Origin of the sequence: Neisseria gonorrhoeae (genome assembly GCF_013030075.1) — a bacterium.
Classification (GTDB): domain Bacteria; phylum Pseudomonadota; class Gammaproteobacteria; order Burkholderiales; family Neisseriaceae; genus Neisseria; species Neisseria gonorrhoeae.
Window position 1 is genome coordinate 971,959 of record NZ_AP023069.1, and the last position, 13,294, is coordinate 985,252.

13 protein-coding genes and 1 pseudogene are annotated in these 13,294 nt (G+C 50.4%); 5 read left to right on the forward strand and 9 right to left on the reverse strand.

Going from position 1 to position 13,294, the window contains the following annotated elements; genetic code table 11:
- Positions 1–3: 3 nt before the first annotated feature.
- From HT085_RS05010 to metF, 8 genes are all read right to left on the reverse strand, one after another.
- A complete protein-coding gene (locus HT085_RS05010; protein ID WP_003688398.1) occupies positions 4–711 on the reverse strand; it encodes a succinate dehydrogenase iron-sulfur subunit in 708 nt (235 codons plus the stop codon).
- A gap of 119 nt (positions 712–830) precedes the next feature.
- Positions 831–2,594 (reverse strand): succinate dehydrogenase flavoprotein subunit, encoded by a 1,764-nt coding sequence (gene sdhA / locus HT085_RS05015; RefSeq protein ID WP_003688397.1) that lies wholly within the window; start codon positions 2,592–2,594, stop codon positions 831–833.
- Between the two features lie 2 nt (positions 2,595–2,596).
- On the reverse strand, positions 2,597–2,938 hold the full coding sequence (gene sdhD / locus HT085_RS05020) for a succinate dehydrogenase, hydrophobic membrane anchor protein (RefSeq protein WP_003688395.1): 342 nt from the start codon (positions 2,936–2,938) through the stop codon (positions 2,597–2,599).
- A complete protein-coding gene (gene sdhC, locus HT085_RS05025; RefSeq protein ID WP_003688393.1) occupies positions 2,932–3,309 on the reverse strand; it encodes a succinate dehydrogenase, cytochrome b556 subunit in 378 nt (125 codons plus the stop codon). Before sdhC ends, sdhD begins: the two co-directional genes overlap by 7 nt.
- A 286-nt stretch (positions 3,310–3,595) precedes the next feature.
- Positions 3,596–4,999, reverse strand: a complete 1,404-nt coding sequence (locus HT085_RS05035) for a dihydrolipoyl dehydrogenase (RefSeq protein ID WP_003688389.1) — start codon at positions 4,997–4,999, stop codon at positions 3,596–3,598.
- A 248-nt stretch (positions 5,000–5,247) separates the two neighbouring features.
- A complete protein-coding gene (locus HT085_RS05040) occupies positions 5,248–5,985 on the reverse strand; it encodes a redoxin family protein (protein ID WP_003688387.1) in 738 nt (245 codons plus the stop codon).
- Between the two features lie 278 nt (positions 5,986–6,263).
- Entirely contained in the window at positions 6,264–8,540 is a 2,277-nt protein-coding gene (gene metE, locus HT085_RS05045) for a 5-methyltetrahydropteroyltriglutamate--homocysteine S-methyltransferase (protein WP_003691078.1), read from the reverse strand.
- 135 nt (positions 8,541–8,675) lie between these two features.
- Positions 8,676–9,554 (reverse strand): methylenetetrahydrofolate reductase, encoded by an 879-nt coding sequence (gene metF / locus HT085_RS05050; RefSeq protein ID WP_025455790.1) that lies wholly within the window; start codon positions 9,552–9,554, stop codon positions 8,676–8,678.
- Between the two features lie 196 nt (positions 9,555–9,750).
- On the opposite strand from metF, the gene HT085_RS05055 reads away from it, so the two are divergent.
- Both HT085_RS05055 and ykgO read left to right on the forward strand, forming a co-directional pair.
- The gene (locus HT085_RS05055) at positions 9,751–10,026 is read left to right on the forward strand and encodes a type B 50S ribosomal protein L31 (protein ID WP_003688378.1); all 276 of its coding nucleotides are present in this window, start codon (positions 9,751–9,753) and stop codon (positions 10,024–10,026) included.
- Positions 10,026–10,151, forward strand: a complete 126-nt coding sequence (gene ykgO / locus HT085_RS05060) for a type B 50S ribosomal protein L36 (RefSeq protein ID WP_003688377.1) — start codon at positions 10,026–10,028, stop codon at positions 10,149–10,151. Before HT085_RS05055 ends, ykgO begins: the two co-directional genes overlap by 1 nt.
- 85 nt (positions 10,152–10,236) lie before the next feature.
- Here the strand turns inward: ykgO and HT085_RS05065 are convergent, their stop codons facing one another.
- Positions 10,237–10,455 carry a protein MIGRI gene (locus tag HT085_RS05065; protein WP_003695121.1) on the reverse strand — a complete coding sequence of 73 codons (219 nt, stop codon included), beginning with the start codon at positions 10,453–10,455 and terminating at the stop codon, positions 10,237–10,239.
- A gap of 142 nt (positions 10,456–10,597) precedes the next feature.
- Between HT085_RS05065 and metX the strand changes: the two genes are divergently transcribed.
- From metX to HT085_RS05085, 3 genes and pseudogenes are all read left to right on the forward strand, one after another.
- Positions 10,598–11,737, forward strand: a complete 1,140-nt coding sequence (metX, locus tag HT085_RS05070; RefSeq protein WP_003688373.1) for a homoserine O-succinyltransferase MetX — start codon at positions 10,598–10,600, stop codon at positions 11,735–11,737.
- On the forward strand, positions 11,734–12,315 hold the full coding sequence (gene metW / locus HT085_RS05075) for a methionine biosynthesis protein MetW (protein ID WP_003688371.1): 582 nt from the start codon (positions 11,734–11,736) through the stop codon (positions 12,313–12,315). The genes metX and metW overlap by 4 nt, the downstream gene beginning before the upstream one ends.
- A 116-nt stretch (positions 12,316–12,431) precedes the next feature.
- Positions 12,432–13,229, forward strand: a pseudogene (locus HT085_RS05085) (NMB0938 family lipoprotein); the annotation flags it as partial.
- Positions 13,230–13,294 lie beyond the last annotated feature (65 nt).

Below are 13,294 nucleotides of genomic sequence, written 5' to 3' on the forward strand. Positions count from 1 at the left end.
TTCTTAAACAACCCGTTTCAACATAATCTCTTTAATCTTACCGATGGCCCGGGTCGGATTCAAGTGTTTGGGACATACGTCCACGCAGTTCATAATGGTGTGGCAGCGGAACAAACGGTACGGATCGTTCAAATTATCCAAACGCTCATTAGTGATGGTATCTCGGCTGTCCGCAATGAAGCGGTAGGCGTTCAGCAAGCCGGACGGACCGACGAATTTGTCGGGATTCCACCAGAATGACGGACAGGCGGTCGAACAGCAGGCGCACAAAATACATTCGTACAAACCATCCAACTCTTTGCGCTCTTCCTGAGTTTGCAGACGCTCTTTGTCCGCATCAATCGGATTGTCGTTAACAACATAAGGTTTGACGGAATGGTATTGTTTGAAGAACTGGGTCATATCCACAATCAGGTCGCGGATGACGGGCAGACCGGGCAGCGGGCGGATTTTGACAGGCTGTTTCAAGCTGCGTAAATCGGTCAGACACGCCAAGCCGTTTTTGCCGTTGATGTTCATACCGTCCGATCCGCAAATCCCTTCGCGGCAGGAGCGGCGGAAAGACAAGGTATCGTCTTGTGCTTTCAGGCGTACCAAAGCGTCCAAAAGTTTCACGTCGGTCGGTTCCAATTCCAACTCGTAACGCTGCATATAAGGCTTGGCATCAACGTCCGGGTTGTAACGGTAAATTTCAAAACTCATTTTTTCCATGAGAAGTGTTCCTTTTCTCATCAACTGCCCAATGATTTTGTATTATAAATTCAAGCAGTTCAATGTGGGTATGGTTAGGTTTCAGACGACCTTTGAGGCGAAGACCGTCTGAAAACGCATCAATAAACGCGTTTGGCCGGTTTGATGTATTCCACGCTCAAAGGCTTGGTGTGTACCGGTTTGTAAGACAAGGTATTGGTGTCCGAATGATACAGGGTGTGTTTCATCCAATTTTCGTCATCGCGCTCAGGATGGTCGTCTGAAGCGTGCGCACCGCGTGATTCTTTACGTGCTTCGGCAGACACCAAAGTCGCTTTCGCCACTTCAATCAGGTTATCCAATTCCAAAGCTTCGATACGCGCGGTATTCCACACTTTGCTCTTGTCTTTGATTTCGGTACGTTTCACACGCTCGGCAATCGCCATGATTTCTTGAACGCCTTTGCTCAGAATCTCATCGGTACGGAACACGCCGGCGTGCAGTTGTACGGAGCGTTGCAGTTCGCGACGCAATGCATCAACGTTTTCACCATCGGTTTGACTGTCCAAACGCTCGATACGTTGGCGGGTCAACTCACCGGCATTAGCAGGCAGAGGTTTCCAATCGCTTTGCTCTTTGATGAATTTAATCATGCTGTCACCGGCAGCTTTGCCGAACACCACCAAGTCCAGCAGGGAGTTCGTACCCAAACGGTTCGCACCGTGTACGGAAGCACAGGCGCACTCACCTGCGGCATACAGGCCTTTTACAGGTACTTCGTACTCGTCGCCTTGCGGAACAACAACTTCACCGTGATAATTGGTCGGAATGCCGCCCATCATATAGTGGGTAGTCGGCACAACCGGAATCGGGTCTTTAATCGGATCGATACCGGCAAACTGAATGGAAATCTCGCGGATGCCCGGCAGTTTTTCCATAATTTTTTCTGCACCGATATGGTCGATTTTCAGTAAGACGTGGTCTTTGTTTTTACCACAGCCGCGACCTTCATAGATTTCCATCGCCATCGCGCGTGAAACCACGTCGCGAGAAGCCAAGTCTTTTACGGTCGGCGCATAGCGTTCCATAAAGCGTTCGCCGTCGGCGTTCAACAGAATACCGCCCTCGCCGCGTACGCCTTCGGTAATCAACACGCCCGCACCCGCCACGCCGGTCGGGTGGAATTGCCAGAATTCCATATCTTCCAACGGAATGCCCGCACGGGCGCAAATGCCCAAACCGTCACCGGTATTCATATAAGCATTGGTAGAAGAAGCATAAATACGACCGCCGCCACCGGTAGCAAACATCACGGCCTTGGCGTGGAAAATATAAACTTCGCCCGTTTCCATTTCCATGGCGGTTACGCCGACGACATCGCCGTTTTCATCACGAATCAAATCTTGCGCCGTCCATTCCACAAAGAATTGTGTATTGGCACGGACGTTTTGTTGGTACAAAGTATGCAACATCGCATGACCGGTACGGTCGGCAACCGCACATGCACGTTCTACCGCACGTTTACCATGTTCGGCAGTATGTCCGCCGAAAGGACGCTGATAAATTTTGCCGCTTTCAACGCGGTCAAAAGGCATACCCATGTGTTCCAACTCAATCACCGCTTCAGGCGCAGCGCGACACATAAACTCAATCGCATCTTGGTCACCCAGCCAGTCGGAACCTTTCACGGTATCGTACATGTGCCAGTCCCAACGGTCCTCCTGCACATTACCCAGAGAGGCGGAAATACCGCCCTGCGCCGCTACGGTATGCGAGCGGGTCGGGAACACTTTAGACAAAACGGCACAATTCAAACCGGATTTGGATAATTGGAGGGCTGCACGTAAACCTGCACCGCCACCGCCGACAATCACGGCATCAAACTTGCGAACAGGAAAACCCATACTTACCCCCAAATCACTTTAACTGAATACACGAGGCAGCCGACCAGCCAGACAATGGTGGCAACCTGCAAAAACAAACGCACGCCGAAGGGTTTGATATAGTCCATCCACAAATCGCGGATACCCACCCAAGCGTGCAAGAATACGGCGATAAAGCTCACTTGGGTAAATACTTTTACCCAAGCTTGACTAAAAAATGCCTGCCATGCCGGATATTCTTTAGGCAGGGCAAATAGAACCACTAAAAGTGCAACGGTATAAATCAACATAATAACCGCAGTCGCACGCTGCATTACCCAATCGCGCAAACCGTAATGGGCACCGGTCAATTTACGTTCTACCATAACAACGCTCCCAAAACGACAGTCAAAACCAATGCAGAAGCAAATACGGCTTTAGCGGTATTGCGCGCAGTATTCAGCTCAAGGCCTTTGTGCGCATCCAAAAATAAAAAGCGGATACCGGCGAGAGAATGGTGCAGATAAGCCCACAATATACCGATTAAAACCAGCTTGACCAAAGGATGGGAAACAATGGCACGGTAAGTTTCAAATGCAGACTCTTGACTCAGGGTACCGGACAGAAAATACAGCAGGAAAGGCAGCATAATAAACAGCCCGACCCCGCTAATGCGGTGAAGGATGGAAACTATCCCGGGTATCGGCAGACGGATGTTCGGCAAATCCAGATAAACAGGACGCAGTTTGACAGACATAGTCAATTCCTCTGTAGTTATATATCGACTCAAAAACCGTAAACCCATTGCTACACTGGGTTACATCAACGTTAATTTACCTGTTTTATCCCATTTTGAACAGTGTATTTTAAAAACAAACTGATAGATTTTGACAAACACGCGTGGAAACAGCAGATTAAAAGAAAGATTTTTAGTTTTGCCGCTCCCTTCCCGACACGGTATCAGCATCCGACCCCCAACCCCATCCCCAAAAATAAAATGCCGTCTGAAAAAAATTTCAGGCGGCATTGTTTTGCCATATCGGTCAGGCTTTCAATTTCGCATCGGCATCGCGCAACGCGGTACGCAGACCTTCCTCGATAACAGGATGGTAGAACGGCATATCCAGCATTTGCGGAACGGTCATCTTCATTTGATGCGCCCATGCCAACAAGTGAGCCAAATGTTCGGCGGCAGGGCCTACGATTTCCGCGCCGATAAAGCGGCCGGTGGCTTTTTCGGCATACAGGCGCATATGGCCTTTGTTTACCAGCATCACGCGGCTGCGACCTTGATTTTTGAACGATACTTCGCCGATGACAAATTCGTCGGCTTGGTATTGCGCGGCAACCTGCGCGTATTTCAAACCGACAAAGCCGATTTGCGGACTGGTAAACACCACGCCAATGGTGCTGCGGCGCAAACCGCTGCCGATATTCGGGTAGCGGCCCGCGTTATCGCCGGCAATCTTACCTTGGTCGGCGGCTTCATGCAGCAGGGGCAGTTGGTTGGACGCGTCGCCCGCAATAAAGATATGCGGAATGCTGGTCTGCATGGTCAGCGGATCGGCAACGGGTACGCCGCGCGCGTCTTTGTCGATATTGATGTTTTCCAAACCGATATTGTCAACGTTCGGACGGCGACCTACGGCTGCCAACATATATTCGGCAACAAATACGCCTTTTTCGCCATCCTGCTCCCAATGGACTTCTACATTGCCGTCTGCGTCGAGTTTGACCTCGGTTTTAGCATCCAGATGCAGTTTCAATTCTTCTCCGAACACGGCTTTCGCCTCGTCTGAAACAACGGGGTCGGAAATGCCGCCGATGATTCCGCCCAAACCGAAAATTTCAACTTTCACACCCAAACGGTGCAATGCCTGACCCAGTTCCAAACCGATAACGCCCGGCCCGAACACGGCAACGCGCTTAGGCAGCGTATCCCACGAGAAAACGTCGTCGTTGATAATCAAACGGTCGCCCAAAGACTGCCACTGCGGCAGGATGACGGGACGCGAACCGGTAGCAATCACGAAACTTTTTGCCGCAATTTGGATATGGTCGTCGATTTGGACGGTATGCTCGTCGATGAATTTAGCCGAGCCCATGATGCGCTTGTCGGCAGGCCATTCTTCCACATCGGTAACGACAAAGCCGACAAAACGGTCGCGCTCGGATTTGACGCGCCGCATAACCTCTTCTCCGTTGACGACGATGCTGTCTTTGTCCAAATGCACGCCGAAGGGGTCGGTATGCAATGCGTGGTGACGCGCTTCTGCGGCGGCAATCAAGAGTTTGGAAGGCATACAGCCCACGCGCGCGCAGGTTGTGCCGAACACATTGTTTTCAATCAGGTAAACATTATCCGAATGTAAACGGGCATTGCGAAACGCACCCATACCGGCAGTACCGCCGCCGATTACGACGATATCCGCTTGAATTTTTTTCATAATCTTTGTCCTTCCGTTTTCGTCTGAAACATTGCCGACACAGAACATATCGGTTTCAGACAGCATTTAAATATCTTCCCAATCAAAAACATTATTCAGATAAATAAAAACAAAATTTCGATTGAGTGCGACAATATCCAAATCTTCTTGTAAATATAGAGTTATTCGGAGCGGCAGTATAGAACCGCCCGAATAACTCTATCCGGTATATCAGACAGTTTAATCAAACTGCCTTAAGCAAACAGCTATCAGTTTTTAGCCAAGTAAGCTTCCAAATCTTCGCTGCCGCCGATGTATTTGCCGCCGATGAAGACTTGAGGGGCAGTCATCTTGCCGGTAATAGCGCGAACGGAAGTAACGGTTGCATCTTTGCCCAATACGATTTCTTCGTAAGACAAACCTTTGTCTTGCAAAGCTTGTTTGACTTTGGCACAGAATTGGCAACCTGGTTTAGTGAAAATTGCCACAGACTCTTGAGCCTTCCAATCGGGAGCAACGAATTTCAGCATAGTATCTGCATCGGATACTTTGAAAGGATCGCCCGGTTCTTCAGGTTCGATGAACATTTTTTCAACCACGCCGTCGTTAACCAGCATGGAGTAACGCCAAGAGCGTTTGCCGAAGCCCAAGTCTTCTTTACCGACCAGCATACCCATACCTTCGGTAAATTCGCCGTTGCCGTCAGGAATCATGTAGATGTTGTCTGATTCTTCTTCGGCAGCCCAAGCGTTCATTACGAAAGTATCGTTTACAGATACGCAGCAGATTGCGTCAACGCCGTTTTCTTTGAACGCGCCGAATAATTCGTTGTAACGCGGCAGGTGTGAAGAAGAACAAGTCGGGGTAAATGCACCGGGCAGGGAGAATACGACTACTTTTTTGCCTTTGAACAAATCATCGGTAGACACATCTTTCCAAGTGTCGCCGACGCGGGTGCGGAATACTACGGAAGGTACTTTTTGACCGGTACGATCTTGCAAAGCCATTTTGAGCTCCTTAATAGATTGGTTTGAGAAATAATTGTGAATCGCCGCGCATTCTACCCCATGCAAAATGATTTGTATAATTTATAGTTTAAATAATATAAATTATTTAAAACTATCAAATACAACTCCGATTTGCCTGTTCCCCACATATAAAGCCGAATTAGAGAAAAACAAGCTGCAATGAAAAGATTTTCCGGCAACTGCTCCCCTGCGCCGCAACTCAGGACAAAATGCCGTCTGAAAGGCTTTCAGACGGCATTTGTTCATACGGTCTCGGCTTATTTCGCCAATTCGGCACGCAGTTTGCGGGTTACGTTCATCATTACTTGAAGCTGTTCCAGAGTTTCTTTCCAGCCGCGTGTTTTCAGGCCGCAGTCCGGGTTAACCCACAGACGCTCAACCGGAACAACCTCAATGGCTTTGCGCAACAGGTGTTCCACTTCGGCTTCTGTCGGTACGCGCGGGCTGTGGATGTCGTAAACGCCCGGGCCGATGTCGTTCGGGTATTTGAATTCGCCGAACGCAGCCAAGAGTTCCATGTCGGAACGTGAAGTCTCAATGGTGATCACGTCCGCATCCATTGCAGCAATCGCAGGCAGGATGTCGTTGAACTCAGAGTAGCACATATGAGTGTGGATTTGAGTGCTGTCTTCGCAACCTGCAGAGGATAGGCGGAAGGATTCGCCCGCCCAGTTCAGGTAGGCATCCCAATCGGCACGTTTCAAAGGAAGACCTTCGCGGATGGCAGGTTCGTCAATTTGGATGACTTTAATGCCGGCTTTTTCCAGATCCAATACTTCGTCGTTCAGAGCCAGTGCGATTTGTTTGCACACGGTAGCGCGCGGAATATCGTTGCGGACGAAAGACCATTGCAGAATGGTTACAGGACCGGTCAACATACCTTTCATCGGGCGTTTGGTCAGGTTTTGTGCGTAAGTAGACCAAGCGACAGTCATAGCTTCAGGACGGCTTACGTCACCGAAGATGATAGGTGGTTTAACGCAGCGTGAGCCGTAGCTTTGCACCCAGCCGTATTGGGTGAATGCAAAACCGCTCAACAGTTCGCCGAAGTATTCGACCATGTCGTTACGCTCGGCTTCGCCGTGCACCAGTACGTCCAAGTCCAGTTTTTCTTGCTCTTCAACCACCAAGGCGATTTCTTTTTTCATTGCGGCTTCGTAATCGGAGGCAGACAGTTCGCCTTTTTTGAAGGCTGCGCGTGCTTGGCGGATTTCGGTAGTTTGCGGGAAAGAACCAATGTTGGTCGTCGGCAGCAGAGGCAGGTTCAACCATGCTTGTTGCGCTTTGATACGGTCGGCAAACGGTGATTTGCGTTGGCCTGCGTTGACAGGCAGGTCGGCCAAGCGTTTGGCAACGTCTGCACGGTGGATTTCACTGCTGTTGGCACGGGAGTCGGCAGCAGCTTGGCTGGCGGCCAGTTCTTCGGCAACAGAATCACGGCCTTCATTCAATGCGGCTTTCAGAACACGCAATTCTTGGGTTTTTTGCAGAGTGAATGCCAACCAAGAGTACAGGTCGGGTTTGTTGGCTTTCAGTTTTTCTTCGATTGACAAGTCAAACGGAGTGTGCAGCAGCGAGCAAGAGCTGGAAATCCACAAACGCTCGCCCAGTTTGGCTTGCAGAGGCCCGACGGTTTCCAAAACTTTGTTCAGGTTGGCGCGCCAAATGTTGCGGCCGTCAATCACGCCGGCAGACAGGACTTTGTCGTAGCCGGCGAACGCGTCCAGTTGCTCGGGTGCGCGTACCAAGTCGATGTGCAGGCCGTCAACAGGCAGGGATTTCAACAATGCGGCGTGTTCGGCAACAGAACCGAAGTAAGTGCCCAACAGGATTTTGGCGCTTACTTTGTTCAAAGTAGCGTAAACGTCTTTGTATGCTTCTACCCATTCTTTAGGCAGATCGACAGCCAAAGCAGGCTCGTCGATTTGAATCCACTCGGCACCGGCTTCAACCAAAGCAGTCAGGATTTCAACGTAAACAGGCAACAGTTTAGGCAACAGGCTCAGACGGTCGAATTCAACGGAGCCTTTTTCTTTACCCACCCACAGGAAAGTCAAAGGACCGACAACGGTCGGTTTGGCTTTCAAGCCCAAAGTTTGGGCTTCTTGCAGTTGTTGAACGTAGTGTTTGGCGTTGGCTTTGAATTCGGTATCGGCATGGAATTCAGGCACCAGGTAGTGGTAGTTGGTGTCGAACCATTTGGTCATTTCGATGGCGAATTGGTCTTTGTTGCCGCGCGCCAGTTGGAAGAATTGTTCCAAAGGCAGGTTTTGGCTATCGAAGCCGAAACGGGCGGGAATCGCGCCGGTGGCAACTTGCAGGTCGAGGATGTGATCGTAGAAAGTGAAATCACCTACAGCAACGTAATCAGCGTTGGCAGCAGCTTGGTGTTTCCAGTTTTTCTCGCGCAGGTCTTTGGCAACGTCGAGCAGCTCTTGTTCACTGATCTCTTTGCGCCAGTATTTTTCTTGGGCGAATTTCAATTCACGGAAGGCGCCGACACGCGGGAAGCCTGAGAAATGTAATGTTGTCATGTTGAACTCTCCAGTTGGATTTTGTAAGGACCGGTTCAATCCGAATCGGCCGGTATTGTAAATCAGAATGGCTCGGATAGGGCGGCGTTTTGCTTTTCAGACGGCCTCGGATGCTGTCTGAAGCCGTTTTCGGCTTTAAGGGCGCGCGCCTAAAATATGGCAGATGGCGTAAGTCAGCTCGCTGCGGTTGAGCGTGTAGAAGTGGAAATCTTTCACGCCTTCGCGGGACAGGACTTTAACCATATCGATGGCGATACTGGCGGCGACGAGGTTGCGCGTGCCTTGGTCGTCGTCCAAGCCTTCATACATTTGCGACAGCCATTTCGGGATTTTGACGTTGGTTACTTGTGCCATTTTGCCGAGTTGCTTGAAGTTGGTAACAGGCAGGATGCCGGGAACGATTTCGACGTCGATGCCCAACATCACGCAGCGGTCGCGGAAGCGCAGGTAGCGTTCCACATCGAAGAAGAATTGGGTGATGACGTGGTTCGCGCCCGCATCGATTTTGCGCTTCAGATTAATCAGGTCGGCTTGTGCGGATTTCGCTTCGGGATGTACTTCGGGGTATGCCGCTACAGAGATGTCGAAGTCGGCGACGGAGCGTAATAGCTTAACCAAGTCTTCGGCGTAAAACGGTTTTTTCTCATAACCGGCCGGCTCGTCGCCACGCAGGGCAACGATGCGGCGGATACCGCTGTCCCAATAGTCTTTGGCGATTTGGCGCAATTCGTCGTAGGATGCATCGATGCCGGTCAGGTGCGGAGCTGCTTCCAAACCGGTTTCCTGTTTGATGCGTTTGACGATGCCGTGCGTGCGGTCGCGTTCGCCGGAGTTTGCGCCGTAAGTTACGGATACGAACTTGGGATGCAGGGTTTGCAGACGGTGGATGGAATCCCACAGCATCGTTTCCATTTGTTCGTTTTTCGGCGGGAAAAATTCAAACGAAACGTTGATGTTGCCTTTCAAATCGGAAAGGCTGTTGTTTAACGCATTGATTTCTTTTGCATAATTTATCTGCATACCTTCGTTATCTTTTACATGATGTTTCAGGCGGTATGATAAGGTTGCACCGAATATGAGTCAATTTCAAAATTTTCAGGTTTATGATGAAAATTTTTAATATTTAGCAAAAACTATACGCTTTTCTTGTACAAGCCTTCTAAATTATGATAAAGTTTGTTATGTTATAACACTTCAATCAAGGCAATATATGAAACCGAATATTCATCCTGACAATTATCGAACCGTCCTTTTTTTCGACAGCAGTGCCAATGAAGGCTGGCTGATTCGTTCTTGCGCCGGAACGCACGGAAAAACAATGGTTTGGACAGACGGCAAAGAATATCCGCTCTTTTCCTTAGATACTTCCTCTTCCTCACATCCCGTCTATACCGGCAAACAGCGTAACGTCAATACCGAAGGCCGTGCCAGCAAGTTCAACCAACGTTTCCAATCCGTCATGTCATCGTTTAGAAAGGACAAATAATGCAGGTTCTGTCTTCGCTCAAAACCGCCAAACAACGCCACCGCGACTGCCAAATCGTCAGACGCAGGGGCAAAGTGTACGTCATCTGCAAAAGCAATCCGCGTTTTAAATCGCGCCAACGCTGACCCCCTGCCCTTCCTGCTTCGGTTGTAAAGCCCCTCCTACCGCAAGCCCTTTTCAAATATGCCGTCTGAAACAGAAAAATGCGTTTCAGACGGCATTTTTCCGTCGATACGAATCCGGAATGTGTTTGAAATACAGCATAAACAGATACCAAAACAGCGTCGCGGCGGCTGCACCGAGCAGTACCCATGCGCTGATTTCGGCGACTTCGCGCAGGACACGTTTCTGCCTGCGGCTAAAGAGGCGGTTGATAATCAGCGCGGCAAGTGCGAAAAAGAAAAAAATACGGAAAAGTCTGCCTATCATGTCGGGAAGCGAAAAGTATGGTTCGGGCGCGGCGGCATGGGAAAGGATGTTTCAGCGCGTCAGGCTGCTTGTCCGACCGTGTCAAAAAGTCATGCCGTTTGCGATATAATAACGCTTTTCGCCGCATTTGTTGGAACAGGATATGAGTCAAAATACCTCGGTGGGCATTGTAACGCCCCAAAAAATTCCGTTTGAAATGCCGCTGGTTTTGGAAAACGGTAAAACTTTGCCGCGTTTCGATCTGATGATTGAAACCTACGGCGAGCTGAATGCTGAAAAAAACAATGCGGTTTTAATCTGCCACGCGCTGTCGGGCAACCATCACGTTGCGGGCAGGCATTCGGCGGAGGATAAATATACGGGCTGGTGGGACAATATGGTCGGTCCCGGAAAACCGATTGATACGGAACGTTTTTTCGTGGTCGGGTTGAACAATCTGGGCGGCTGCGACGGCAGCAGCGGGCCTTTGTCGATCAATCCTGAAACGGGCAGGGAATACGGCGCGGATTTTCCGATGGTTACGGTGAAGGACTGGGTAAAATCACAAGCCGCGCTTGCCGATTATCTCGGCATCGAACAATGGGCGGCGGTTGTCGGCGGCAGCTTGGGCGGCATGCAGGCTTTGCAGTGGGCGATTTCCTATCCCGAACGTGTGCGCCACGCCTTGGTGATTGCGTCTGCGCCGAAACTGTCCACGCAAAATATCGCGTTTAATGATGTAGCACGTCAGGCGATTTTGACCGACCCCGATTTCAATGAAGGACATTACCGCAGCCACAACACCGTTCCCGCGCGCGGTTTGCGGATTGCCCGTATGATGGGACACATTACGTATCTTGCCGAAGACGGTTTGGGCAAAAAATTCGGACGCGATTTGCGTTCCAACGGCTATCAATACGGCTATAGCGTTGAATTTGAAGTAGAATCCTATCTCCGCTATCAAGGCGACAAATTCGTCGGGCGGTTTGATGCTAATACATATTTGCTGATGACCAAAGCTTTGGACTATTTCGATCCGGCGGCGGATTTCGGCAACAGCCTGACCCGCGCCGTGCAGGATGTGCAGGCAAAATTCTTTGTCGCCAGCTTCAGCACCGACTGGCGTTTCGCGCCCGAACGTTCGCACGAACTGGTCAAGGCACTGATTGCCGCCCAAAAATCCGTGCAGTATATCGAAGTCAAGTCCGCACACGGGCACGATGCCTTTTTAATGGAAGACGAAGCCTATATGCGCGCCGTAACGGCTTATATGAACAATGTTGACAAGGATTGCCGATTATGAACCTGCGCGATGATTTGCAACTGATTTACGACCGGATACCCGAAGGCAGCCGCGTCTTAGACTTGGGCTGCGGCGACGGCGAATTGCTGGCGGCTTTGGCGGAACACAAAAAATGCAGCGGCTACGGCATCGAAATCGACACCGACAACGTGATTGCTGCGATGTCGCGCGGCGTAAATGTTATCCAAGCCGATTTGGAAGAAGGGTTGACCGCATTCAACGATCAAAGTTTTGATGTGATTGTTTTGAGCCAAACCATCCAAGCGATGCAGAATACCGAAAAAATCCTGCGCTGCCTGATGCGCCTCGCCAAACAGGCAATCGTCAGTTTCCCGAATTTCGGCTACTGGCGCAACCGCGTCCAAATCGCACTCGGCGGACATATGCCGGTTTCCGAACGTATGCCCTACCATTGGTACGACACGCCCAATATCCATTGGTGCACGCTCAAAGACTTTGATTTGTTGTGCGCCAAAAACAATATCCGCGTCCTCGAACGCGCCGTGATGACGGGCAACAGACAGGTCAAACATTTCCCCAACCTTTTGGGCAGCCTTGCGTTTTACCGCGTCGGGTAAGACAGGTTGAAAACCTTGTCGGCAATAACGGGTTTCTCGGTTCTATTAACAACAGTCCGTCTGAAAAATGAAACGGCAGGTTTTCAGACGGCCTTTTCAATATTGGAAACAATAGAATGAAAAACAAAACGTCATCACTTCCCTTATGGCTTGCCGCAATCATGCTGGCCGCGCGTTCCCCGAGCAAAGAAGATAAAACGAAAGAAAACGGCGCATCCGCCGCTTCGTCTTCCGCGTCCCAATCCGATTTGCAACCGGCCGCATCCGCCCCTGATAACGTCAAGCAGGCAGAAAGCGCGCCACTGTGAAATTGCACCGGCCTGCACCCCGCCGCCGGCATTGGCGATCTCATACAGCAAATCGCCGAACACATCGACTCGGACTGTCTGTTTGCCCTTTCCCATAACGAACTGGAAACCCGTTTCGGCTTACCCGGCGGCGGCTATGACAACATACAGCGGCTGCTGTTTCCCGACATCCGCCCTGAAGATCCCGACTACCATCAGAAAATCATACAGGCAATTGAAGACTTGCGTTACGGAACGCGCACCATCAGCCGGCAGGCACAAGATGCCATGATGGAACAGGAACGCCGCCTCCGAGAAGCGACGCTGCTGCTGACACAAGGCAGTCAAGAAACCCGCGGACAAGGCGAGGAACCGAAACGCGCACGTTATTTTGAAGTTTCGGCAACATCTGCCTATTTGAACCGGCACAACAACGGACTCGGCGGCAATTTCCAATACATCGGCCAATTGCCCGGCTATCTGAAAATACACGGAGAAATGCTTGAAAACCAATCACTCTTCCGGCTGTCCAACCGTGAACGCAATCCCGACAAACCGTTTTTAGACATCCATTTTGACGAAAATGGCAAAATCACGCGTATTGTCGTTTACGAAAAAAATATCTATAGTGGATTAACAAAAATCAGGACAAGGCGACGAAGCCGAAGACAGTACAGATAGTACGGCAAGGC